The organism is Pseudomonas sp. GR 6-02 (genome assembly GCF_001655615.1).
Classification (GTDB): domain Bacteria; phylum Pseudomonadota; class Gammaproteobacteria; order Pseudomonadales; family Pseudomonadaceae; genus Aquipseudomonas.
Window position 1 is genome coordinate 171,418 of the sequence record NZ_CP011567.1, and the last position, 24,767, is coordinate 196,184.

The window sequence follows — 24,767 nt, forward strand, 5'->3', positions numbered from 1 at the left end:
GCATGTGGTGGAGCAAAGGCAAGTCGCGGGTTACCGAAGGCGCACGAGCGCTGGCCACGCCAATGATCATGTCCCTGGAGCCGCGCATGCTGTTCGACGGCGCGGTGGCCGCCACAGTGGCCGATACTGCCCAGGCTGACACCCATACCACGGCCGACGCGGTCAAGGCACCGACTGCCGACAAGTCGGTCGCCAGCAAGGACACCCACGGCCAGGCCGATGCCACGCCAACCCCGACACCTGTCGCGGTGCCAGGGCAAAGCGTGGTGTTCGTCGATTCGCGGGTCAAGGACGCCAACAGCCTGCTTAAAGGCGTCGCGCCGGGCACTCAGGTGGTTCAGCTGGACGCGAGCAAGGACGGCTTGCAGCAGATTGCCGACTACCTCGATACCCATCAGGGCATCAGTTCGGTGCAGATCATCGCCCACGGCAACGCAGGCGATCTGTGGCTGGGTAATAGTTATCTGTCGGCCGATAACGTCGCGGCCCGCAGCGCCGTGCTGGCGGAAATCGGCAAGGACATGAACGTCGGCGGCGACATCTTGATCTACGGCTGCTACACCGCCGAAGGCGAGCGCGGCTTGAGTTTCGTCGACTCGCTGGCGCAACTGACCGGCCGTGATATCGCCGCTTCCAGCAACCGCACCGGGGTCGGTGGCGACTGGAATCTGGAAATTGCCACCGGCAACATCGAAAGCGCCAACGTGCTCTCGACCACGGCCATGAGCGAGTATCAGTGGGGCCTGGCCACCTGGACCGCCACCAACAACGCCAACACGGGCGTCGGCTCGCTGCGTGCCGCCCTCGCCTCGGCGCAGAACGGCGATATCGTCACATTCAGCACCGGCATGACGGTGCAGTTGACCTCCGAATTGCTGATCAACAAGAACGTCTACGTTGATGGCGACTTGAACAACGACGGTGTGGCAGATGTGACTCTTGATGGTCAGTACAAGACCCGAGTGGTTGAAGTGGCGTCTGGCAGTACTGTGACGCTCGATGGCCTGGTGATCACCCGTGGCCTGGTGGCGGGCAACGGTGGCAACGGTGGCTACGGCGCCACGGGCGCAATGGCCGGGGGGATTTTCAACGCCGGGAACCTGACCCTGAAAAACGTTACCGTGACCTCCAACGCCGCTTCCGGTGGTGGTGGCGGCGGCGGTGTCACGGGCGCTTTTTACGGCGGTGGCGGCGGCGGTGGTGGCGGTTTGGGCGGCCAGGGCGGCGGGCACGGCGGTTCGGCAGGGCCGGGCACCGGCACATTGGGCGGCCAGGCGGGCAGCGGCGGTGTCGGTGGTTATGGCGGCGGTTATGACGCCACCCACATGGGCGGTCGCGGTGGTTCCACCACTGGCGGTGCTGGCGGGGTGGGCGTTTCCTATTACAGCAACGGCGGTAACGGTGCGACGGCCACCAATGGCACGATTTCCATTGGCGGTGGCGGCGGCGGGGCCGGTTGGGACAAGGTAGGTGGTGCTGGCGGCAACGCGGTAGGCGGGATCTACAACGCCAGCAGCGGCACCATAACCGTCATCGGCACGTCGACCATCAGCAACAACATCGGCGCCGGTGGCGGTGGTGGCGGTGGTGGTGGCCAAGGCAGCAATGCCAGTAATGGCGGCATTGGCGGCCGGGGCGTCGGTGCGATCTGGAACAAAGGCACGCTACTGATCACGGCTGCCAACTTCGCGGCCCTGGCCGGTAATGCCGCAGCCAGTGGTGCAGGCGGTACCGCGCAGGGCGGAGGTTCAACCGGCACCTCGCCGACCTCTTTCTCGACTATCTACAACGACGGTGGCGTACTCAACACCGCGTATTCGCCACCGCCGACCGCGACCATTGTGGTCGCCGACACCACACTGAGCATCGGCGAAACGTCCTTGGTGACGATCACCTTTTCCGAGGCCGTGACCGGTTTCACCAACGCGGACCTGACTATCCCCAACGGCACCCTGAGCGCCGTCAGCAGCAGCGATGGCGGCATCACCTGGACGGCAACGTTCACCCCGTCCGCCAGTATTTCCGATACGACCAACGTCATCACCCTGGACAACACCGGCGTGATAAACGGCCTGGGCACCGCCGGCGTCGGCACCACCAACTCCAATAACTACACGGTCGACACCGTACGCCCGACCGCGACCATCGTGGTGGCGGACAATGCGCTGAAAGTCGGCGAAACCTCGCTGGTGACCATCACCTTCAATGAAGCGGTCACCGGTCTCACCAACGCGGACCTGACGATTGCCAACGGTACGCTCACGGCGGTGAGCAGCAGCGATGGCGGCATCACCTGGACGGGAACCTTCACCCCAACCGCCAGCATCACCGATACGACCAACCTGATCACTCTGGACAACACCGGAGTCAGCGACCTGGCGGGCAACGCCGGTAGCGGCACCACCGACTCCAACAACTACGCCATCGATACGGTACGCCCGACCGCCACGATTGTGGTGGCCGATACAACGCTGACCGCGAGTGAAACCTCGCTGGTGACCATTACGTTCAGCGAAGCGGTGAGTGGTTTCACCAACGCCGACCTGACCATCGCCAACGGCACGCTGAGCGCGGTGAGCAGCAGCGATGGCGGCATCACCTGGACCGCGACCTTCACGCCGTCGGCCAGCGTCAATGACACCACCAACCTGATCACCCTGAACAATACCGGGGTCAGTGATCTGGCGGGCAACACCGGCAGCGGCACCACCAATTCGAACAACTACATGATCGACACCGTCCCGCCGACCGCGACCATCGTGGTCGCCGACAACGCACTGAAAATCGGCGAAACCTCACTGGTGACCATCACCTTCGATCAGGCCGTGAGCGGTTTCACCAACGCGGACCTGAGCATCGCCAACGGTACACTCACGGCGGTGAGCAGCAGCGACGGCGGCATTACCTGGACGGCGACCTTCACCCCGACCGCCAGCATCACCGACGCGACCAACCTGATCACCCTGGACAACTCTGGCGTGCAGGCGGCCGCCAGCGGTAACGTGGGCATTGGCACGACCGACTCCAACAACTATGCGATCGACACCGTGCGCCCGACGGCCACTATCGTGGTCGCGGACTCGGCACTGAAAATCGGCGAAACCTCGCTGGTGACCATCACCTTCAGCGAAGCGGTGAGCGGTTTCACCAATGCGGACCTGACCATCGCCAACGGTACGCTCACGGCAGTGAGCAGCAGCGACGGCGGCATCACCTGGACCGCAACCTTCACCCCGAGCGCCAGCATCAACGACACCACCAACCTGATCACCCTGGACAATACCGGGATCAGCGATTTGGCGGGCAACGCCGGCAGCGGCACCACCGATTCCAATAACTACGCCATCGACACCGTGCGCCCGACCGCCACGATTGTGCTGGCCGATACGACGCTGACCGCGGGCGAAACCTCGCTGGTGACCATTACCTTCAGCGAAGCGGTGAGCGGTTTCACCAACGCCGACCTGACGATTGCCAACGGTACGCTCACGGCGGTGAGCAGCAGTGACGGCGGCATCACCTGGACCGCGACCTTCACCCCGACCGTCGGCGTGAATGACTCGAGCAACGTCATCACCCTGAACAACACCGGGGTCAGTGATCTGGCGGGCAACACCGGCAGCGGCACCACCAACTCCGGCAACTACACCATCGATACGGTGCTGCCGACGGCGACCATCGTGGTGGCCGACAACGCGCTGAAAATCGGTGAAACCTCACTGGTGACGATCACCTTCAGCGAAGCGGTGAGCGGTTTCACCAACGCTGATCTGACCATCGCCAACGGTACGCTCACGGCGGTGAGCAGCAGCGACGGCGGCATCACCTGGACGGCCACGTTCACACCGACCAGCGCCATCACCGACGCGACCAACCTGATCACCCTGGACAACACCGGCGTGCAGGCGGCCGCCTCCGGTAACGTGGGCAGCGGCACCACCGATTCCAACAACTATGCGATCGACACCGTGCGCCCGACGGCCACTATCGTGGTCGCGGACACGGCACTGAAAATCGGCGAAACCTCGCTGGTGACCATCACCTTCTCCGAGGCGGTGAGCGGTTTCACCAACGCGGACCTGACGATCGCTAACGGCACGTTGACCTCGGTGAGCAGCAGCGACGGCGGCATCACCTGGACGGCGACCTTCACACCTTCGGCGAGCATCAACGACACCACCAACCTGATCACCCTGGACAACACCGGGATCAGCGATTTGGCGGGCAACGCCGGCAGCGGCACCACCGATTCCAATAACTACGCCATCGACACCGTGCGCCCGACCGCCACGATTGTGCTGGCCGATACAACGCTGACCGCGGGCGAAACCTCGCTGGTGACCATTACCTTCAGCGAAGCGGTGAGCGGTTTCACCAACGCCGACCTGACGATTGCCAACGGTACGCTCACGGCGGTGAGCAGCAGTGACGGCGGCATCACCTGGACCGCAACCTTCACCCCGACCGTCGGCGTGAATGACTCGAGCAACGTCATCACCCTGAACAACACCGGGGTCAGTGATCTGGCGGGCAACACCGGCAGCGGCACCACCAACTCCGGCAACTACACCATCGATACGGTGCTGCCGACGGCGACCATCGTGGTGGCCGACAACGCACTGAAAATCGGTGAAACCTCACTGGTGACGATCACCTTCAGCGAAGCGGTGAGCGGTTTCACCAACGCTGATCTGACCATCGCCAACGGTACGCTCACGGCGGTGAGCAGCAGCGACGGCGGCATCACCTGGACGGCCACGTTCACACCGACCAGCGCCATCACCGACGCGACTAACCTGATCACGCTGGACAACACCGGCGTGCAGGCGGCCGCTTCCGGTAACGTGGGCAGCGGCACCACCGATTCGAACAACTACGCCATCGATACCGTGCGCCCGACGGCCACCATCGTGGTCGCGGACTCGGCGCTGGCGGTGGGTCAGACATCAGTGGTGACCATCACCTTCTCCGAGGCGGTGACCGGCTTCAGCCTCGCCGACCTGACGGTGAGCAACGGTACCCTGAGCAGTCTGAGCACCAGCGATAACATCACCTACACCGCCACCCTCACACCGGCAGCGAGCATCACCGATGCGACCAACCTGATTACCCTGGACAACACCGGGGTGACCGATGGGGCCGGCAACACCGGCAGCGGCACCACCGACTCCAACAATTACGCCGTCGACAGCCAACGCCCGACGGCCACCATCGTCCTGGCGGACGCCGCCCTCAGTGCCGGAGAAACATCGTTGGTGACGATCACCTTCTCCGAGGCGGTGACCGGTTTCACCAATGCCGACCTGACCATCGCCAACGGTACGCTCACGGCAGTGAGCAGCAGCGATGGCGGCATCACCTGGACCGCGACCTTCACCCCAACTGCCGGCGTGAATGACACGAGCAACGTCATCACCCTGAACAATACCGGTGTGACCGATGTGGCCGGCAACACCGGCAGTGGCACCACCAACTCGGCCAACTACACCATAGATACGGTGCTGCCAACGGCCACCATCGTGGTGGCCGACAACGCGCTGAAAATCGGTGAAACGTCGCTGGTGACCATTACCTTCAGTGAAGCGGTGACCGGTTTCACCAACGCCGACCTGACCATCGCCAACGGTACGCTCACGGCGGTGAGCAGCAGCGATGGCGGCATCACCTGGACGGCCACGTTCACCCCGACCGCCAGCATCACCGACGCGACCAACCTGATCACCCTGGACAACACCGGCGTGCAGGCGGCCGCCTCCGGTAACGTGGGCAGCGGCACCACCGATTCCAACAACTACGCCATCGACACCGTGCGCCCGACGGCTACCATCGTGGTCGCGGACACGGCGCTGCAAATCGGCGAAACCTCGCTCGTGACCATCACCTTCAGCGAAGCAGTGAGCGGTTTCACCAACGCCGACCTGACCATCGCCAACGGTACGCTGAGCGCGGTGAGCAGCAGCGATGGCGGCATCACCTGGACGGCGACCTTCACGCCTTCGGCGGGCATCAACGACACCACCAATCTGATCACCCTGGACAACACCGGGATCAGCGACCTGGCGGGCAACGCTGGCAGCGGCACCACTGATTCCAACAACTACGCCATCGACAGCCAGCGTCCGACGGCCACCATCGTGTTGAGTGATTCGACCCTGAAACCGGGGGAAACCGCCCTGGTGACCATCACCTTCAGCGAAGCGGTGACGGGTTTCGACAACAGTGACTTGAGCGTCGCCAACGGTACCTTGAGCGCGGTCAGCAGCAGCGACGGCGGCATCACCTGGACCGCGACCTTCACCCCGACTGCCGGGGTTACCGACGCCAGCAACATCATTACCCTGAACAACAGCGGCGTGTCGGACGTGGCCGGCAACACTGGAGCGGGCACCACCAACTCGGCCAACTATGTGGTGGAAACCCAGGTGCCGACCGCCACCATCGTCGTTGCCGACAGTGCCCTCAAGGCCGGTGAAACATCGCTGGTGACCATTACCTTCAGCGAAGCGGTGAGCGGTTTCACCAATGCTGACCTGACGGTCGCCAACGGCACCCTCAGCAGTGTTTCTTCCAGCGATGGCGGCGTGACCTGGACGGCGACTTTCACGCCTGCCGCCAGCGTCACGGACACCACTAACCTGATCCGCCTGGACAACAGCGGTGTGACCAACGTGTCGGGCAACAGCGGCGTCGGCGTGACCGACTCCAACAACTACGCCATCGACACCGTGCGTCCAACCGCGACCATTGTGGTCGCGGACAATAAACTGGGTATCGGCGAGACCACCACGGTGACCTTTACCTTCAGCGAAGCGGTGTCCGGTTTCGACCTGTCCGACCTCAGCGTGGCCAATGGCGTGTTGTCCAACCTGGCCAGCAGCGACGGCGGAGTGACCTGGACCGCCACACTCACGCCGACCGCGAGCGTCAACGATGCGACCAACCTGATCCTGCTCGACACCGGCAATGTGCTCGACGCCGCGGGCAATGCCGGCGCCAGCATCGCCATCTCCAACAACTACGCACTTGATGCGACCCGTCCGACCGTCAGCATCGTGGTTGCCAATCCGGTGTTGGGAATTGGCCAGACGACACTGGTGACCTTCACGTTCAGCGAAGCGGTCAGCAACTTCGATTTGTCGGACTTGAGCGTGACCAACGGTGAACTGACCAATCTGGCCAGCAGCGATGGCGGCAAGGCCTGGACCGGGACCTTCACGCCCACCGCGAACATTACCGACCCGAGCAACTTCATTGCGCTGGACACCAGCAATGTGACGGACCTGGCGGGCAACCTGGGCGCCAGCGTCGCGGTATCCAATAACTACACAATCAACACCGTACCGACGCCACCCCCCTTGGTGTTGACACCGGTGGTCGTCGCCGATCCGCCGAACGTGCCATTGCAACCGATCATCTTCACCCCACCCACTGGCGATCTCGGCTCGCCGCTGACCTTTGCCCCGTTGTTTGAACAACGGGTGATGGGCAATGGCATTCGGCCTCTGGGCGACATTTTCATAAACCACGGGGCGCTGACGCCGAGTTTTATTGCCCAGGTATTCACCAGCAGCGACAACGGCGGCGATGGCTCAGGCCACGGCTTCCTCGGCTTTGGCGGGGGCGATGGCGGGGTCTTCGGCAGCAGCACGCTGTCGAGCCTGTTCAATCAGGCCACCAGTAGCGAGGGGGATTCGCTGAACACCTTTGGTAATCAGTCAATCAGGGCGGGGGATGTTTCCCAAGGGCTGCGCGGCGTGTTTGGCGCACCGAGTCTTGGCCAGCAATTACAACAGCTCAAAGACACCGAGCAACGGCAGGTCGACAGCCTGGCCGCGGCTTTGCAACAGGTCGGCATCAGTGAAATGCAGGCCTGAAAAAATCATTAAAGCAGTGCGGCACCGGGGGCAATACAAGGATGAAAAGAAGTCATAAGTTGTTCGGCGCCAGCCTGCTGGCGCTGGCGATCAGCGGATGTGCAGTCACCAGTCAACCGATCGAACGCAGCGTCAGCCAACAGCGCGCCAAAAGCGATCTGCAAAACATGTACAAGGGTCAGGAGCCCCTCAGCGGCCCGCTGACCCTGCACCAGGCCATGGCCCGCGCGGTGAAATACAACCTCGAAGGCCGGCTCAAGATCATGGAAGAAGCCCTGGCCAAGCGCCAACTCGACCTCGCCAGTTTCGACATGCTGCCGCGCATGGCGCTGGATGCCGGTTACGTGGGGCGCAACAACGTCAACGCCTCCAGCAGCCAGAGCGTGCGCACCGGCACCCAGTCTCTGGAACCGTCGACCTCCCAGGACCGCGACCGTGACGTGGCGGACCTGACCATGGTCTGGAACGTGCTCGACTTCGGCGTCAGCTACATCAGCGCCAAGCAGCAGGGCGATCAGCGGCTGATCGTGCAGGAACGTCGGCGCAAGGTGATCAACACCATCGTCCAGGACGTGCGCTCGGCCTATTGGCGAGCCGTGGCCGCCGAACGTTTGCTCAAGCAAATCGACAGCCTGATGGCCCGGGTCGATACCGCCCGTGAGAATAGCCAGAGCATGAGCCAACAGCGTATCGGCGATCCGATCCAGTCGTTGGCTTATCAGCGCTCGCTGATCGAAGCCACCCGGCAACTGGAAGAGCAACGCCGCGCGCTGTCGCTGGCAAAAACCGAGTTGGCGACCCTGATCAACCTGCCACTGAATACCGAGCTGACGCTGGCGACCCAGGATGATTACGACATTCCGGAACTCAAGGTCGACCTCGCCAGCCTGGAGCAGGAAGCCCTGACCAGTCGGCCGGAGTTGCGCGAGCAGGATTACCAGACCCGCATCAGCGCGGCCGAAACCCGCAAAGCCATGCTGCGCCTGTTACCAGGGCTGGAGTTCTCCGCTGGCGGGCATTACGACAGCAACTCGTTTTTGGTGGAACAGAGCTGGGCGGATTACGGGGTGAAAGTCACCTGGAACCTGTTCAATGTGATTTCCGCACCCGCCGCGATCGATGTCGCCAAGGCCGGCGAAGAAGTCGCCGCGGCACGTCGTCAGGCGATGTCCATCGCAGTGTTGGCCCAGCTCTACGTGGCCAACGCCAACTACCGCGAAGCACTGCGGCAGTTCCAGACCAATCAGCAATTGTCGAACATCGACGGGCAAATCATCGGCCAGCTGCGCAACCGCTATCAGGCGGCCGGGCTGGGCGAACTGGATCTGATCCAGGGCGAACTGAACACGTTGCAGGCCGATCTGCGTCGCGACCTGTCCTACGCTGACCTGCGCAACGCTTACGGGCAAATCTTCGCCAGCGCCGGTCTCGATCCGCTGCCGGACGAGGTGCAATCTACCGAAGTCCAGTCCATCGCCACCGCACTGGCCAATCGCGAAGCGGCGTGGGCGGCGGGCAACATCTCAGTACCGCCGGTGGCCCATGCCCCGGTCCGCTAACCTGCTGGCGCCGACGGCGAGCATCAGCCGCGCCCAACGGGAGGCCCGCAACGGCCATCGCGGCGCGGCGATTCTGCTGACCGGTTTACCGGCGGCGGGCAAGTCGACATTGGCCCAGGCACTGCACGCCGAGCTGTTCGAACATGGCGTGCAGAGTGTGGTGCTCGATGGCGATGGACTGCGGGTCGGGCTCAATCGCGATCTGGGGTTCACCGACAGTGATCGCCTGGAAAACATCCGCCGCGCCAGCGAAGTGGCGGCGCTGTTGGTCGAGAATGGGCAGATTGTCATCCTCGCGATGATTGCGCCCTTGGTGGAGTTGCGCGAACTGTTTGCCCGGCGGCTGGGCGAGGATTACCGCGAAGTCTGGTGCAGCGCCTCTTTGACGGTGTGTGAACAGCGTGATCCCAAAGGTCATTACGCCCGGGCTCGACGGGGTGAGTTGGCGGGCTTCACCGGTGTTTCCGCGCCTTACGAACCACCGCCGTGTGCGTCGCTGGTGCTCGATACGGGCGCGCAATCGGTCGAGGCCTGTCTTGACCGTTTGCTGACCTGGCTCGGCGAATGCGCGGTGCTGCCAAAACGATGAGCCGGCCGGCATTCTCCCGATTGCCGGTGACGGTGGATTTGCCGTTGCTGTTGCAGGCGCTGGCGGCGATCGGTGAGGACGACTGGCACGGTCACTTCAACAGCGCTTACTACACCGGCGACTGGAGCGGCGTGGCGCTGATTTCCGCGGCCGATGCCTTGACCGAGCTGGCGCCCGGAAGCGGTGAACCTCGAGTGCGCGAACCCTGGCGACGGGATGGTCGATGGCAGCAAGGGCTGCGGGATCTGCCGCTGGAGATTGTCTGCGCGCGCCTGTTGCGACTTGGCCCGGGCGGGCGTATCCATGAGCATCGTGACTATGACCTGGGCGAGCCGGATGCGGACTTGCGTCTGCACATCCCGCTGCTCAGCCCACCCCATGTGGACTTCATGCTGGACGGCCAGCGCATGCCGATGACCGCTGGTGAATGCTGGTATCTCGACCTCTCGCGGCCCCATCGCGTGGACAATCGCGATACCCGGGCACGGATTCATCTGGTGCTCGATTGCCGGCCCGGCGCCTGGCTGGAGCAGGCGATTATCGACGGGCTGGCAACCACGCCGTCGCCGCTAATCGGTGATCAAGCTTTAGAGCAATTCAAGGCACTGCTGGCCGGCGAACCGCAGCTGTGCAAGACCTTGCAGGGTTTGCGGGACAATGAAGCCTTTGTCGCCCGCACTCTGGTGCTGGCTGCCGAACATGGCCTTGTGTTCACCCGCGAAGAATTGCGTGCGGCGATGCGCGATGGTCGCCGCCAGTGGACTGAACAATGGAGCGCCTGAACCTCGAAGGCTGGTTGCCAATTCGCGTGTGGCAAGAGGCTGGGCAATGGCAAGTCGACTGGTGCTGGTTCGGTGACACGCGGCTGCATCAGCCGTTTTTTCGTGACGCCGTGGAGGATGCGCTGCGACTGCCGTTCAATCAGGTATTCCGTCGAAAAACGGCATTGTCGACCCTTGCGGACTGGCAGGCTTGCAGTCCCGGCCTGACACCGAGCGCCTTTATCTTTCACGCCTCCCGTTGTGGCTCGACCCTGGTCAGCCAGATGCTGGCGCGACTCGACAACCACATTGTCATCAGCGAACCCCCGCCACTGGACGCGTTGCTACGCAGCGATTTGCCTGCTGTCGAGCGCCGTGTGGCGATCAAAGGGTTACTGTCGGCCTACGGGCAATGTCGACGTGGCGTGGAGCAACGGTTGGTGATCAAACTCGACGCCTGGAACATCGGTGAACTGCCGTTACTGCGCGAGTGCTTCCCTGAAACACCGTGGCTGTTTCTTTATCGCGATCCGCTGGAGATTGCTGTCTCGCATCTGCGTCGCCCGGGCGTGCACATGGTGCCGGGGATGATCGGCGCCAGTGTGCTGGATGACGAATCTCCATTCAGCGGCCGTGAGGATTACATCGCTCGGCGGTTGGGGCAATTGCTGGCGTCGGGGTTGGCGCAATGCCAGGCATTTGGTGGCTGGGCGGTGAATTACAGCGAACTGCCGCAGGCGATGGCGGGGCGGTTGGCGGCGTTCTTTGCGTTGGACATCGAGCAGCGCCGGCAAGTGTTTGCAGCGGTGGGGCAACATGCCAAGCAGCCGTCGCAGGTGTTTGTCGGCGACGGCGATGACAAGCGTCGCGAAGCCTCGGCGTTGCTTCGTGAACGGGTGGAGCGCTGGGCGCGGGAGCCGTATGAGGCGTTGGAACAATTGCGCAAAATATAATCTTTTTGTGGCGAGGGAGCTTGCTCCCGCTCGGCTGCGTAGCAGTCGCAGATGTTGGGGCCGCTTCGCGACCCAGCGGGAGCAAGCTCCCTCGCCACAGGTTATCGGTGGATCAGGATTTTGACGACAAATCCGCCATCCCCTTGAGCAATTCGATCGGCAGCGGGAAGACGATGGTCGAACTCTTGTCACCGGCAATCGAACTCAGCGTCTGCATGTAGCGCAACTGCATGGCCCCCGGCTGACGCCCGAGCATTTCGGCAGCCTGCATGAGTTTTTCCGAGGCCTGCAATTCGCCTTCGGCGTGGATCACCTTGGCCCGGCGTTCCCGTTCGGCTTCGGCCTGTTTGGCGATGGCGCGAATCATCGATTCGTTGAGGTCCACGTGCTTGATCTCGACGGTGGCCACCTTGATGCCCCAGGCATCGGTCTGGGCATCGAGCACTTGCTGGACGTCGACGTTCAGCCGTTCCCGTTCGGCCAGCAATTCATCGAGTTCATGTTTACCGAGCACCGCCCGCAACGTGGTCTGAGCCAGTTGGCTGGTGGCCATGAGAAAGTCCTCGACCTGGATGATCGCCCGTTGCGGGTCGAGCACGCGGAAGTACAGCACTGCATTGACCTTGACCGAGACGTTGTCGCGGGTGATCACGTCTTGTGGCGGTATGTCGAGCACCACGGTCCGCAGGTCGACACGAACCATTTGTTGAACCGCCGGAATCAGCAGGATCAGACCCGGGCCCTTGACCTGCCAGAAGCGTCCGAGCTGGAACACCACGCCGCGTTCGTATTCGCGCAGAATGCGGAAAGTCGACCCCGCCAGTGCAATCAGCAATAACAGCAGCGCGGCAAAACCCAATTGCAGACCCATGACTATTCTCCACCCGGTGCCGCGTCAGTCGCGGCCACTTGCAGCAGTAGACCCTTGCGCGCCACCACCCGGACCTGTTGTCCCGGTTTCAGTGGTGTGGCACTCATGACTTGCCATTGTTCGCCTTGCAGGTGCACCCAGCCGACATAAGCGTTGCCAGCCTGCAACGACGTTATCGGCGTCACGCTGCCCAGCAATTCGGCATCGCCACTGAAGTTGCGGCGCGGTCGGGTTTTCAAGGCGCGGATCAGCAGGAAAATCAGCAGCAGTGCGCTGATCAGCCCCAGGCCGATGATCAAGGGAACAGGCACTTCGGCATCGGTCAGAATCAGTGCGCCGATCACGAACATCACAATGCCGCCAAAACCGACCACGCCGAAATTGGGCAATGCCGCCTCGGCGATCATAAACGCGATGCCAAAGGTGATCAGCCAGATCCCGATCGGGTCGGGAACCAGCACTACAACGGTGTCCGCTGCGAAAACCGGTCCGCTCAGGGCCAACAGCAGCGCAATTACACAGCAACGAATGTTCACTTGACCCTCCGGGAGAGTCATCCGTCCGCGAGCCGTTCGTGGCTCTGTGTACAAGTCTAGTTGAGCCTGTGACTGTATGAATTTTGACCAGTTGTTGACCGCATCCGACGGGCGGATTTCCCGCCGGATTCCACCCGCGGGCCTAGACTTTTAATGGAGAGAAAAAATTCTAACCATCGTCCGCCATTCGTTGTTGCGGACACCGAGGTGCATCATGCGTATGGCAAAAACCGTGCAGACCAGCCTGGACAAGGCGCACTGCGAATATGACATCGTTTCCCATCCGCACTCGGCCAGCAGCCTTGAAACGGCGCGGCTCGCAGGCATTCCTGCTGAACGGGTGGCCAAATCGGTGATCCTCGACGATCGCCACGGGCATTACTTGATGGCCGTGCTGCCCGCCAGCCGTCACCTGGACCTGAGCAAAGTCCGTGGCAGCAGCGAATGGCAAGTCACCCGGGAAAGCAACCTGCCGCACCTGTTCGACGATTGCGAACGCGGCGCCGTGCCTGCATTGGGCGAATCCTATGGCCTGGACATGGTCATTGACCCGATGCTGACCCGGCAGAAAGACATCTACCTCGAAGCCGGCAACCACAACAACCTGGTACACATGAGCGTGCCTGAATATCTGAAAATGGTGCCGCATGCCGAGGTTTGCGAGTTGAGTCAGTCGGCCTAGTGTCGACATAACTGCCGTCATCGCGGGCAAGCCTCGCTCCTACATTCGACCGCGCGTCCCTGTAGGAGCGAGGCTTGCCCGCGAATGGCCGCGCCACAGTCACCCATCCAATACGCGATCACAAAGGAGCGCCACATGGAATCCCCCACCCACAGCCTCCCGGCCCTGTTCAAACAACTCGGCCTGCCTGACGACCCCGAAAGCATTGATAAATTCATCGCTACCCACTCGCCGCTCAAACCCGAATTGCACCTGGCGGACGCGTTCTTCTGGAGCGAGAGCCAGGCAGAGTTACTGCGTGAGGAAATTCTGGATGACGCGGATTGGGCGGAGGTGGTGGATCAGTTGGATGTAATGCTGAGGAAGGGGCGGGGGGTGTAAAAAAATCTGGAGAGAAATGGCGAAATGTAAAAAAAACTGGTGAGTGGTAAAAAAAACTGGGCAGAAACTGAGTTTGTTAGCTTTTTCCGCGTCTGGCCGTTGCTCGCCAATTTGTTTCAAAACTTGACCAACTTTCCCCTCGAATGCCATATTGATAGTTAGCAAACTAACAGTGTGTGCATTCCCTCGTGCCAAAGAACCTCGCCGCTCTCCAGATGAACATCAGCAGCTCCATGGTGGTGGCCGCCAGGCATTGGCGGAAGATCTGCCAGACCACGCTGGTCAACTATGGAATCTCCGAAGCCTGCGCCGTCCCGCTGTTGATGATCGGGCGTTTGGGCGAGGGTGTGCGGCAGGTGACGGTCGCGCAGGCGGCGGGGATGGAGAGCCCGTCTCTGGTGCGGCTGCTGGATCAGTTGTGTCATGCCGGTTACGTCTGCCGTACCGAAGACGCTCATGACCGGCGCGCCAAATGCCTGAGCCTGACCGCGACCGGTCGCGAGTTGGTGCAGGCGGTCGAAGCCGAGTTGGTGCGTTTGCGCCAGGACGTGCTCGAAGGCATCGACCAGAGTGATCTGGAAGCGGCACTACGGGTACTCAAAGCCTTCGAAGCGGCCAATCATCTGCCGGTGGTTCACCCTTGAGCGGTTTTTTCACCGGCGTGCCCCCGGCGCGGGACTGGTTCTACGGTGTGCGTACGTTCGCGGCCTCGATGATTGCGCTGTACATCGCCATGCTCATGCAAATGCCTCGTCCGTATTGGGCGATGGCCACGGTGTACATCGTTTCCAGCCCGTTCCTCGGCCCTACCAGCTCCAAGGCGTTGTATCGCGCGGCGGGTACCTTGCTCGGTGCCGCGGCGGCGGTGTTGTTTGTGCCGATGTTCGTTCAGAGCCCTTATGTGCTGGTGGTGGTCATCGCGTTGTGGACCGGGATTTTGCTGTTCCTGTCCTTGCACCTGCGCACCGCCAACAACTACGCCTTGATGCTCGCCGGTTACACCTTGCCGCTGATCGCCTTGCCGGTGGTGGCTAACCCTTTGGCGGTGTGGGACGTGGCCGAGGCGCGGACCGAAGAGATTTTTCTCGGCATCGCCTGCGCGGCGGTCGTCGGCGCCATGTTCTGGCCACGGCGGCTGGCGCCGGTGTTCAACGACTCGGTGAACAAATGGTTTGCCGATGCTTCGACCTACAGCCTGCGTTTCCTTAGCCGCAATGTGCAGCCGGAGGAAGTCAGCGCCTTGCGTTCATCGATGGTGGGGAACTTCAACAGCCTGGAATTGATGATCGGTCAGCTGCCGCACGAGGGCGCGCGAGCGCAAACGGTGCGCAACACCAAGGAGCTGCGCGGGCGGATGATCCATCTGTTGCCGGTGATCGACGCCCTCGACGATGCGCTTTATGCCCTCGAGCGGCGCACGCCGGAGCTTGTGGATAAGTTCGCGCCACTGCTGATCGCAACCAGCGAATGGCTTGACCACAAAGACGCTGATCTCGACCGCTGGCAGGCCCTGAAAAACCGGCTCGAAGCGCTGCAGCCAAGTGCCGAGGCGCTGGACGATCGCAAGCAGTTGCTGTTTTCCAACGCGCTGTATCGCCTCGGCGAGTGGATCGACCTGTGGCAAGACTGTCGCAGCCTGCAATACGCCATACAGTGCGAGAGTCAGGACAACTGGCGCGCGGTGTATCGGCACTGGCGCCTGGGGCGACTGTCACCGTTTCTCGACCGTGGTTTGATGCTCTATTCGGCGGCTTCTACGGTCACCGCGATCATCGTCGCCTCGGTGCTGTGGATTCTGCTCGGCTGGACCGACGGCGGCAGCGCGGTGATCCTGGCGGCGGTGGCGTGCAGTTTCTTTGCGTCGATGGACGACCCGGCGCCGCAGATCTACCGGTTCTTTTTCTGGACCGCGATGTCGGTGCTGTTCGCCGGCCTTTATCTGTTTCTGATCCTGCCGAACCTGCATGACTTCCCGATGCTGGTGCTGGCGTTCGCCATCCCGTTCATTTGCGTCGGCACCCTGACAGTGCAGCCGCGTTTTTATCTGGGGATGTTGCTGACCATCGTCAACACCTCGTCGTTCATCAGCATTCAGGGCGCCTACGACGCGGATTTTCTCAGTTTCACCAACTCCAACCTGGCTGGGCCCATGGGGTTACTGTTCGCGTTCATCTGGACCCTGATCGCCCGGCCATTCGGTGCGGAACTGGCGGCCAAGCGCCTGACCCGTTTCAGCTGGCGCGACATCGTCGGCTTGACCGAGCCGGCCACGCTGGCCGAACACCGGCACATGGGCGTGCAGATGCTCGATCGCCTGATGCAGCATTTGCCGCGACTGGCCATGACCGGCCAGGACACCGGCATCGCCCTGCGCGAAGTGCGCGTGGCCCTGAATCTGCTGGACCTGCTCGCCTATTCGCCGCGAGTGCCGGGTGCGCAGCAAGCGCTGCTGCGCCAGGTGGTGGCTGAAGTCGGCGAGTACTTCAAGGCCTGCCTCGAGGCTGGCGAACGTCTGCCGGCGCCGAGTCCGTTGCTGATGACCCTCGATCGCACCCGCCGCGCCCTCGGCGGCCAAGGTGATGACGAAACCCGTCTGCATTTGCTGCACGCCTTGAGCGGCTTGCGTCTGGCGCTGTTGCCGGGCGTCGAGTTTGTCGGCACGGGCGAACTCGAAGAACCGCTTCCCCATGGCATCGATGGAGCGCCTTTATGATCGGTGATCTGGATATCAGCGGGGTGTTCCTGCCCACGCTGCTGGTGCTGATGGGCATTACCTACGTGTTGTTCCTGTTGGTGCACGGGGTGCTGACGCGCCTGCACTTTTACCGTCTGGTCTGGCACCGGGCATTGTTCAACGTGGCTCTCTACGCTGTGCTGCTCAGCGCCGTGGACTCACTCAGTCGATACCTGATGACATGAAAAAACCTTTATTGACCCTCGGCCGTGTGGTCCTGACGCTGTTGATCGTGACCTTCGCGATTGTCGTGGTCTGGCGCATGGTCATGTATTACATGTTCGCGCCCTGGACCCGGGACGGGCACATCCGTGCCGACATCGTGCAGATTGCCCCGGATGTATCGGGGCTGATCCAGCAAGTGGAGGTGCGCGACAACCAGTGGGTGAAACGCGGCCAGGTGCTGTTCAGCATCGATCAGGACCGCTTCAAGCTGGCCCTGCGCCAAGCCAAAGCGGCGGTCGCCGATCGTCAGGAAACCTTGGCCCAGGCCCAGCGCGAGGCCAAGCGTAACCGTGGCTTGGGCAATCTGGTCCCGGCCGAGCAACTGGAAGAAAGCCAGTCCCGGGTGGCGCGCGCCGAAGTGGCGTTGATGGAAGCGCAAGTAACGGTGGACAGCGCCCAGCTCAACCTTGACCGCTCGGTGATCCGCAGCCCGGTGGATGGCTACGTCAACGACCGGGCGCCACGCTCCCAGGAGTTCGTCAGCGCCGGGCGGCCAGTGTTGTCGGTGGTGGACAGTAACTCCTTCCATATCGACGGCTATTTCGAAGAAACCAAACTGGACGGCATTCATGTCGGCCAGAGCGTTGATATTCGGGTGATCGGCGACCGTGCGCGCCTGCGCGGGCATGTCGAAAGCATCGTCGCCGGCATCGAAGACCGTGACCGCAGCAGCGGCAGCAACCTGTTGCCCAACGTCAACCCGGCGTTCAGTTGGGTGCGGCTGGCCCAGCGGATTCCGGTGCGAATCGCTTTCGATGAGGTGCCGGAAGATTTCCGCATGATTGCCGGGCGTACGGCCACCGTGTCGATCATCGACGATCAAATCGGGGGGCCGGCGAAATGAGCAGGGCCTCGGGTTTGGCGGTTGCCGGATTGGGCTTGTTGCTGTCGGCCTGTCAGGTAGTGGGGCCGGATTATCACTTGCCGGACGAGGCCGCCGTGCACCGTGAAGACTTTCAGGGCGACCTGGCGGTGAACGGCAAACATGTCGTCTCGGCACCGGTGCCCGCCGATTGGTGGCGGTTGTATCAGGATCCGCGTCTGGACCAATTGGTGCAGCAGGCCATGGCCTCCAACACCGATTTGCGGGTGGCGGCGGCGAATCTTTCGCGGGCTCGCGCTCAGGTCGACGAAGCGCAGGCGGCGGGCGGTTGGAGCGGCGGTGTGAAGGTCGGCGCCCAGCGTTTGCAGGAGTCCGGCGAAGCGTTCTTGATACCGGAAAAAGTGCCCGTGGCCAACGTCGGCGATATCGGCATCACGACCTCGTATCAGTTCGACTTGTTCGGCACCTTGCAGCGCGGCATCGAAGCGGCCAAGGCCAATGCCGATGCGACCCAGGCGGCAGCGGACACCGCGCGCATCACCCTGGTGGCCGATGTGGTGCGGGCTTACACCCAGGTTTGTGCGGCCAACGAAGAGCGGGAGATCGCGCAGCATTCCCTCGACCTGCAAGCCCAGAGCACCTCCCTGACCCAGCGCTTGCGCGATGCCGGGCGCGGCGATGAAACCCAGGTCACCCGTTCGCAAACCCAATTCAAATCCTTGCGCGCCGAATTGCCGCGTTATGAAGCCGCACGTCAGGCCGGGTTGTTCCGCTTGTCGATGCTGCTGGCCAAACCGGTCGAGCAACTGCCGGCGGGCACCAGCGACTGCGCCGAGCTGCCGAAAGTTACCCAATTGTTGCCGGTGGGTGACGGCGCCACTCTGCTCAAACGCCGACCAGACGTGCGCCAGGCCGAGCGCAAGTTGGCGGCGGCCACCGCCGGCATCGGCATTGCCACCGGCGAGTTGTACCCGGACATCAGCATCGGCGCGACCGTGGGCACGGTCGGCACCCTGGAAAACCTTGGCAAACCGTCGACCAATCGCTGGGGCTTCGGTCCGTTGCTGACCTGGACCGTACCGTCCAACGGCTCCCGCGCGCGAATCCGTGAGGCCGAGTTCGCAACTCAAGGCGCGCTGGCGCATTTCGATGGCGTGGTGCTCAACGCCATCCGCGAGACTCAGACCGGCCTGGCGCAATATTCCGCGCAACTTCAGCGTCGCGATGCGTTGGCGGACGCCGAACAGTCGGCGCAATTGGCGGCGGACCAGACCCACCGCTTCTTCCAGGCCGGTCGCGCGTCGTTCCTGGCGGACTTGCAAGCCACCCGCACCTACACCGATGCACGGGCGCAACTGGCCTCGGCCAATACTCAGGTTGCCATGAGCCAGATCGACTTGTTCCTCGCCTTGGGCGGTGGCTGGGAAAGCGGACGAACGCAAGGCTCACAACCCGGCAAACCCTGAGGCCGTTGCTATGCTTTGATTTGATGGGGTCGCGCGGCGAACCCGTCGATCAAGGCTTGCGTTGGTCATGGGGATCTAATAATGAAAAACCCTTACGCTCCCGGCTTCTGGTGCGCCATTGCGGCATTGGTTTTGCTGTCGGCCACCTATTTCTATGGCGTCATGCTGGCCCACCAGATCGACAAGGCGCTGATATTCCTCGACAGCGCGGCGGCACTGATCGCCGTGATGGCCATCGTGGTGGTCGCCTGGGCTTCGCTCCAGAACCAGCGCATCAAGAAACGACAACTCGAACAAGGCAAAACCCTGGTACTGATCTGGGACACCAAGGTGGCGTTGCGTCGGGTAGAAACGGTGTTCGACCGATATTTCTGGGGCAGTTACTGGCAACCGGGGCGCACGTTTCAGGAAGTCATGGGCGAACTGACCGGCACGCCGCTGGAAAAAAGCCTCGAAACCTTGAAGAAGCAATGCCAGGCGCTGGACAAGCAAGTGGCCGACGAGGGCTGGCACTGGCTCAACAATGCCCGAGAACTGTCCGATGTCGCCAACGCCATGGCCCGCGAACGCTATCAACTGGATTTCTGTGACCCACGCGCGGAAGTGACTGGCGGGGCGGTGATCAATCGGGATTTTGAAGTGCTGGTGTATACGTGGACCGCGCGGCTAAAAAGTTTTGATCATCAGCTTGATGAGATCGAGGTTCAGTATTCGTAAGGTTGTATTGGCAGGGCTGCTCGCGAAGGCGATTGAACGATCGCCGAAACTCTCCCCTGCCAGTTGTCCACAGGCCGCCGCAGCCCATGGACACTCTTTCACCTTTAATCATTGGGCCGTCCCACGGCGCAAATGCTAATCTCCTCGCCACTTTCAGCGCAGTCGTGACCGCGACCCGTTATGGGTTCAGGGAAGACGACCACACTTTCAACAATGGACATTGATCGGGTACTTCATGAATAAATCAGCAGGCGTGCTTCTAGGAATTGTCGTGGCCATCGGTGCAATCAGCGCGGGCGGCGCCTGGTACACCGGCAGCAAACTTGATGGGGTGCTGAACAGCTCGATCGCCGACGCCAACAAAGAACTGCATGCCGCGCTGGCAGGTTCCAACGGCACGGCGTCGCTGGAGCTGGTGTCGCTGGAGCGTCATGTGTTCAGTAGTACCGCGCACTACCGCCTCAAGGGCGAGGGCGAGATGTTTGGTGAAGCACCGATGGAGATGCTGTTCGTCGACCGCATCGAACACGGCCCGCTGCCGTTCTCGCGCCTGGTATCGTTCAAGTGGTTGCCAGTCCTGGCCACCAGTCACTATGAGCTGGAAAAAACCCCGCTGACCGAAAAGTGGTTCGCCGCCGCCAAGGACAAATCCCCGGTCAAGGGTGTGGTCAACATCGGCTACGACAACTCCACCAAGGGCTCGCTCGAATTCCTGCCGCTGGAAGCGGCACTGGATGACAAGTCCAACCTGACGTTCTCCGGGTTGAAACTCGACGTGGCCGCCAGCGCCCAGGCGCAAAAGGTCAAGGCCGACGGTTACATGGACAGCCTGAAGCTGACCACTGTGGCTGAAGACCAGACCCCGGTTCAGGTCGAGCTCAACGGCTTGACCCTGGCCAGTAACCTGAACAAAAGCACCTACGGCTATTACGTCGGTGACAACACCCTCGAGCTGACAAACAGCAAAACCACCTTTGGCCCCAAGCAATCGGTACTCGGTTTCAAGAACTTTGAAATGAAGAACCAGACCGGGGAATCAGGCACCAACGCTTCGGGGCGTGCCGATTACAAGGTCGGTGAAGTGTCCTTGAACGGCAAGGTTATCGGCTCTGCGCAGATGGCCATGAGCCTGAAAAACCTCGACATCCCGTCGACGATGTCGCTGATGCAGATCTACCAGACCAAACTGCAACCGTACGAGCGGGCCGCCGCCGAAGCCACTGCCGCCGGCCTGCCAGCGCCGCCGCTGAACCTGACCCCGGCCGAAGAGGCACAGGTCAAGACCGGTCTGGAGAAACTGCTGGCCGCAGGTCCCCAGGTGGCCCTGGAAAACCTGTCGTTCAACACCAGCAACGGCGAAAGCCGCGCCAACCTGGTGCTGGACCTGACCAAACCGCAATCCATGGACCTGCCGCCGGACCAATTGGTCAAGCAGTTGATCGCGTTGCTGGAACTCAACGTACTGGTGTCCAAGCCAATGCTCATTGATTTGCTCACCGTGCAGTCGCAAATCGACGGTCAGACCGATGCCAAGCTCATCGCCGATCAGGCGAGCGCAACCGCCGACATGTTCAGCAGCATGGCGGTCGGTACGCAACTGGCAAAACTGGACGGTAACAACGTCGTCACCAAGTTGCATTACGCCAACAATCAGGTGGACTTCAACGGCCAGAAAATGACCCTCGAAGAGTTTGTCGGTTTTGTGATGAGTAAGCTCGGCGGCACTGGCGACGTCACCATCCAGTAAAACCGCAGGCTTCAGCGCAACGCCCGGCCTCTGCAACACGCAGACGCCGGGCGTTTTGCTGTCTGGGGTTCCTGTGGCGAGGGGGCTTGCCCCCGTTGGGCCGCGAAGCAGCCCCAAAAACTCTGATGCACCAAAGATTTTGTGAGTGCTACGCATTGAAACGGTGCGGTGCGGCGTTCCGACAAGCCCCCTCGCTACAGGTTTCGCACTCTCACGAATCTGAAGAAATATTGTGTCTTGAATTATTGACTACGCTTGCATGCAAGACTGCTTCGATAAAGCTTGGCCGGGTCTTTCGATCCGGCTTTCCGTCACAAGTGGGCAAGGGGCATTGCGACCCGGCTGGCCATGTAAGGATGCTGACGAATGCCGCGTATTGCTGGTCCCTTTATTCACCGTGGGCTGCGCCCCTTGTTTCGCGTTGCGCTGTGCGGCCAATTGTTGTGGCCGGTGCTGGCGCTCGCCGATACCCCTTACGATCAAATGGTTCGCGATGCGCGGGCCGGCAACTACACGCCTGCGCTGACGGTGTTGCGCCAGGTGCCGGTAAGCCAGGCCTCCACTGGCCAGATCAGCGATCACTTGCAGATCGCCAGTTGGGCCGGTCTGGATGCCGAAGTGGTACAGGTCTATGAAACCCAGGGACGTGATCGAGCGTTGCCGGTCCAGGCCCTGACTGCCACCGCGCGGGCCTATCGCAACCTCAAGCGTTGGGACTCGGCGACCCAGGTGTACAACAAGGCCCTGGCTCTTGAACCGCAAAATGCCGACCTGCAGCTGGGCCTGGCGATGACCCAGGCCGACGCCGGTAAACCTGACGAGGCGGTTGCCCGCGCCAGGGCTCTGGTGGCGGCGAAACCGGATGATCCTGGCCGCCGTCTGGCTTTGGCCTACGCCTTGACCCGCGCCGGTGCCACTTACGATGCGTTGTTTGAGTACGACCAGGCCTTCACCCGCGCCGGCAGCAAACCCGAAGTCGCTCGGGAATACGTGATTGCCCTGCAACGCGCTCGTTTGCCGGAGCCGGCCTTGCGCCTGGCGCGTCAGCGGCCGGGGTTGATTGATCCGGTCACGCAACGCCGTCTCGAAGGTGACCTGGCCGCCGAACGCGTGCGCCTGGCCGAACTCGCCACCCGCAGCGAAAAAGAACGTTATGTGATCGCCGATCGGGCCCTGGCCGATTACGACCAGTTACTGGCGACCTGGACGCCGGACCCTGCGGCCCACGATGACGTCATCCGCTGGCGAATCGACCGCATGGGCGCCCTCAAGGCCCGTGCACGCACCGCCGATGTGATCACCGAATACCAGAAGCTGCTCGCCGAAGGCGTGAAGATTCCGACCTATGCCCTGCGTTGGGTGGCGTCGTCCTATCTGGATCAGCGTCAGCCGGAAATCGCCACCGATTTGTATCGCCAGGTGCTGGTGGCGCCGGATGCCGATGTCGGCGATCGCCTGGAAGACAGCACCGCGCTCTATTACTCCCTGCTCGAAAGCGACAAGGCCGATGATGCGCGCAAGGTCGCCGAGGACCTGGCCAAGACCCAAAAGCCACGGGTCGAGCTCAAGGGCTTGCCGGTGGGCAACCCCAACGATGAATGGATGGACGCGCAGCAACTCGCCGCCCAGGCCGGCACCTACGGCGCCGACCTGCCATCGGGCGAGCAGCGTTTACAGGCGTTGGTGGATCAGGCGCCGGGCAACATCGGCCTGCGCCTGGCCCAGGCCGATCTGTACCTGGCCCGGGACTGGCCACGACGCGCCGAGAATCAGCTCAAGGAAACCGAGAGCATGGCCCCGCGGGATATCGGGCTGGAAGTCGCTCAGGGCCACACTGCCATGGACCTGCAGGAATGGCGGCAGATGGATGCGCTGACCGACGATGTGGTCGCGCGTTTTCCGGACAACCGTCAGGTGCAGCGTTTGCAGCGTCAGCGTGCGGTCCATGATATGGCCGAGCTGCGAGTGCAGGCCTACGGCGGCAAGAGTTATGGCGGCGGCAACGGCGATGTCGGGGCGGTCAACGGCAGCCGCGATTTCGGCATCGAAACCACGCTGTACAGCCCGCCCATCGATGAAGACTGGCGCCTGTTCGCCGGTGCCGGCTACGCCACTGGCGATTTCCAGGAAGGCACCGGCCACCATCGCTTCCAGCGTGTCGGGCTCGAACGCCGGACCCGTGACATGTCCCTGGAAGCGGAAGTTTCCAACCATTCCTACGGCTTTGGCGATAAACAGGGCGCGCGCCTGGCGATTGCCCGAGACATCGACGATCACTGGCAGTACGGCGGCAGCCTCGAATACCTGTCGGCACAAACGCCGTTGCGAGCGTTGAACAGCGACATCACGGCCAACGGCGGCAGCGGCTTTATCCGCTGGCGCGCCAATGAAAGCCGTGAGTGGAGACTGGCGGTCAGCCCCTCGCACTTCAGCGACGGCAACAACCGTATCGAAGCTGTGCTCACTGGTCGCGAGGGCATTTATCGCGCGCCGGGGCTGCAAGTCGACCTCGGTCTGGAAGTCGGCAGCAGCCATAACTCCAAGTCCGACGACGTGCCGTACTTCAACCCCAAATCCGACTTAAGCGTGCTGCCGACGGTGAACGTCAATCACGTGCTCTACCACCGCTACGAAACTTCCTGGAGCCAGCAGTTCCAGGCCGGTGCGGGCACTTACAGCCAGCGCGATCACGGCACCGGCGGTATCGCCCTGCTGGGTTACGGCCAGCGCTACAGCTGGAACGACGTATTCGAGGTGGGCGGCCTGCTGAGCGTGATCAACCGGCCATTTGACGGTGACCGGGAAACCGATCTGCGCCTGCTCGTCGACCTTACTTACCGCTTCTAGAA

Annotated in this window: 17 protein-coding genes; 15 read left to right on the forward strand and 2 right to left on the reverse strand. The window is 62.1% G+C overall.

The window, feature by feature from the left end; translation table 11 throughout:
* Positions 1-2 precede the first annotated feature (2 nt).
* The 5 genes from PGR6_RS00730 to PGR6_RS00750 are packed head-to-tail and all read left to right on the forward strand — an operon-like array spanning position 3 to position 11,736.
* Positions 3-7,874, forward strand: coding sequence for an Ig-like domain-containing protein (locus PGR6_RS00730; protein WP_237229570.1), 7,872 nt, complete (start codon positions 3-5; stop codon positions 7,872-7,874).
* A 41-nt stretch (positions 7,875-7,915) separates the two neighbouring features.
* Positions 7,916-9,433 (forward strand): TolC family protein, encoded by a 1,518-nt coding sequence (locus PGR6_RS00735; RefSeq protein WP_064615746.1) that lies wholly within the window; start codon positions 7,916-7,918, stop codon positions 9,431-9,433.
* Positions 9,417-10,022: an adenylyl-sulfate kinase gene (cysC, locus tag PGR6_RS00740; protein WP_064615748.1), complete on the forward strand. Its 606-nt coding sequence runs from the start codon at positions 9,417-9,419 to the stop codon at positions 10,020-10,022. The genes PGR6_RS00735 and cysC overlap by 17 nt, the downstream gene beginning before the upstream one ends.
* A complete protein-coding gene (locus PGR6_RS00745) occupies positions 10,019-10,804 on the forward strand; it encodes an aspartyl/asparaginyl beta-hydroxylase domain-containing protein (protein WP_064621185.1) in 786 nt (261 codons plus the stop codon). The genes cysC and PGR6_RS00745 overlap by 4 nt, the downstream gene beginning before the upstream one ends.
* Positions 10,792-11,736, forward strand: coding sequence for a sulfotransferase family protein (locus PGR6_RS00750; protein ID WP_064615750.1), 945 nt, complete (start codon positions 10,792-10,794; stop codon positions 11,734-11,736). Before PGR6_RS00745 ends, PGR6_RS00750 begins: the two co-directional genes overlap by 13 nt.
* Positions 11,737-11,848: 112 nt before the next feature.
* Here the strand turns inward: PGR6_RS00750 and PGR6_RS00755 are convergent, their stop codons facing one another.
* Together PGR6_RS00755 and PGR6_RS00760 are read right to left on the reverse strand one after the other, a co-directional pair.
* Positions 11,849-12,607: a slipin family protein gene (locus PGR6_RS00755; protein WP_018929390.1), complete on the reverse strand. Its 759-nt coding sequence runs from the start codon at positions 12,605-12,607 to the stop codon at positions 11,849-11,851.
* A gap of 2 nt (positions 12,608-12,609) precedes the next feature.
* Positions 12,610-13,143: an NfeD family protein gene (locus tag PGR6_RS00760; protein WP_064615752.1), complete on the reverse strand. Its 534-nt coding sequence runs from the start codon at positions 13,141-13,143 to the stop codon at positions 12,610-12,612.
* Positions 13,144-13,357: 214 nt separating this feature from the next.
* On the opposite strand from PGR6_RS00760, the gene PGR6_RS00765 reads away from it, so the two are divergent.
* The 10 genes from PGR6_RS00765 to pgaA all read left to right on the forward strand — a co-directional run bounded on the left by PGR6_RS00765 (position 13,358) and on the right by pgaA (position 24,765).
* On the forward strand, positions 13,358-13,825 hold the full coding sequence (locus PGR6_RS00765; protein WP_064615754.1) for an aminoacyl-tRNA deacylase: 468 nt from the start codon (positions 13,358-13,360) through the stop codon (positions 13,823-13,825).
* 135 nt (positions 13,826-13,960) lie between these two features.
* Positions 13,961-14,206, forward strand: coding sequence for a DUF2789 domain-containing protein (locus PGR6_RS00770; RefSeq protein WP_018929387.1), 246 nt, complete (start codon positions 13,961-13,963; stop codon positions 14,204-14,206).
* A gap of 215 nt (positions 14,207-14,421) precedes the next feature.
* Positions 14,422-14,850, forward strand: a complete 429-nt coding sequence (locus PGR6_RS00775; protein ID WP_064615756.1) for a MarR family winged helix-turn-helix transcriptional regulator — start codon at positions 14,422-14,424, stop codon at positions 14,848-14,850.
* Positions 14,847-16,919 (forward strand): FUSC family protein, encoded by a 2,073-nt coding sequence (locus tag PGR6_RS00780; protein ID WP_064615758.1) that lies wholly within the window; start codon positions 14,847-14,849, stop codon positions 16,917-16,919. Before PGR6_RS00775 ends, PGR6_RS00780 begins: the two co-directional genes overlap by 4 nt.
* Complete coding sequence (locus tag PGR6_RS00785; protein WP_064615760.1) at positions 16,916-17,125, forward strand: DUF1656 domain-containing protein; 210 nt, start codon at positions 16,916-16,918, stop codon at positions 17,123-17,125. The genes PGR6_RS00780 and PGR6_RS00785 overlap by 4 nt, the downstream gene beginning before the upstream one ends.
* The gene (locus PGR6_RS00790) at positions 17,122-18,009 is read left to right on the forward strand and encodes an efflux RND transporter periplasmic adaptor subunit (RefSeq protein ID WP_064615762.1); all 888 of its coding nucleotides are present in this window, start codon (positions 17,122-17,124) and stop codon (positions 18,007-18,009) included. The genes PGR6_RS00785 and PGR6_RS00790 overlap by 4 nt, the downstream gene beginning before the upstream one ends.
* Positions 18,006-19,454: an efflux transporter outer membrane subunit gene (locus PGR6_RS00795; protein ID WP_064615764.1), complete on the forward strand. Its 1,449-nt coding sequence runs from the start codon at positions 18,006-18,008 to the stop codon at positions 19,452-19,454. Before PGR6_RS00790 ends, PGR6_RS00795 begins: the two co-directional genes overlap by 4 nt.
* Positions 19,455-19,535: 81 nt before the next feature.
* Positions 19,536-20,171, forward strand: coding sequence for a hypothetical protein (locus PGR6_RS00800; RefSeq protein ID WP_019651562.1), 636 nt, complete (start codon positions 19,536-19,538; stop codon positions 20,169-20,171).
* Positions 20,172-20,406: 235 nt separating this feature from the next.
* Positions 20,407-21,918 (forward strand): YdgA family protein, encoded by a 1,512-nt coding sequence (locus PGR6_RS00805; RefSeq protein WP_064615766.1) that lies wholly within the window; start codon positions 20,407-20,409, stop codon positions 21,916-21,918.
* Positions 21,919-22,284: 366 nt separating this feature from the next.
* A complete protein-coding gene (gene pgaA / locus PGR6_RS00810; RefSeq protein ID WP_064615768.1) occupies positions 22,285-24,765 on the forward strand; it encodes a poly-beta-1,6 N-acetyl-D-glucosamine export porin PgaA in 2,481 nt (826 codons plus the stop codon).
* Positions 24,766-24,767 lie beyond the last annotated feature (2 nt).

What these genes read in the sequence shown, in the direction of transcription:
- PGR6_RS00795 (WP_064615764.1), top strand. Translation starts at nt 18,006, where the DNA reads ATGAGCAGGGCCTCGGGTTTGGCGGTTGCCGGATTGGGCTTGTTGCTG.
- PGR6_RS00785 (WP_064615760.1), top strand. Translation starts at nt 16,916, where the DNA reads ATGATCGGTGATCTGGATATCAGCGGGGTGTTCCTGCCCACGCTGCTG.
- PGR6_RS00755 (WP_018929390.1), bottom strand. Translation starts at nt 12,607, where the DNA reads ATGGGTCTGCAATTGGGTTTTGCCGCGCTGCTGTTATTGCTGATTGCA.
- PGR6_RS00765 (WP_064615754.1), top strand. Translation starts at nt 13,358, where the DNA reads ATGCGTATGGCAAAAACCGTGCAGACCAGCCTGGACAAGGCGCACTGC.
- PGR6_RS00790 (WP_064615762.1), top strand. Translation starts at nt 17,122, where the DNA reads ATGAAAAAACCTTTATTGACCCTCGGCCGTGTGGTCCTGACGCTGTTG.
- PGR6_RS00775 (WP_064615756.1), top strand. Translation starts at nt 14,422, where the DNA reads ATGAACATCAGCAGCTCCATGGTGGTGGCCGCCAGGCATTGGCGGAAG.
- PGR6_RS00800 (WP_019651562.1), top strand. Translation starts at nt 19,536, where the DNA reads ATGAAAAACCCTTACGCTCCCGGCTTCTGGTGCGCCATTGCGGCATTG.
- PGR6_RS00750 (WP_064615750.1), top strand. Translation starts at nt 10,792, where the DNA reads ATGGAGCGCCTGAACCTCGAAGGCTGGTTGCCAATTCGCGTGTGGCAA.
- PGR6_RS00745 (WP_064621185.1), top strand. Translation starts at nt 10,019, where the DNA reads ATGAGCCGGCCGGCATTCTCCCGATTGCCGGTGACGGTGGATTTGCCG.
- PGR6_RS00730 (WP_237229570.1), top strand. Translation starts at nt 3, where the DNA reads ATGTGGTGGAGCAAAGGCAAGTCGCGGGTTACCGAAGGCGCACGAGCG.
- PGR6_RS00735 (WP_064615746.1), top strand. Translation starts at nt 7,916, where the DNA reads ATGAAAAGAAGTCATAAGTTGTTCGGCGCCAGCCTGCTGGCGCTGGCG.
- PGR6_RS00805 (WP_064615766.1), top strand. Translation starts at nt 20,407, where the DNA reads ATGAATAAATCAGCAGGCGTGCTTCTAGGAATTGTCGTGGCCATCGGT.
- pgaA (WP_064615768.1), top strand. Translation starts at nt 22,285, where the DNA reads ATGCCGCGTATTGCTGGTCCCTTTATTCACCGTGGGCTGCGCCCCTTG.
- cysC (WP_064615748.1), top strand. Translation starts at nt 9,417, where the DNA reads ATGCCCCGGTCCGCTAACCTGCTGGCGCCGACGGCGAGCATCAGCCGC.
- PGR6_RS00770 (WP_018929387.1), top strand. Translation starts at nt 13,961, where the DNA reads ATGGAATCCCCCACCCACAGCCTCCCGGCCCTGTTCAAACAACTCGGC.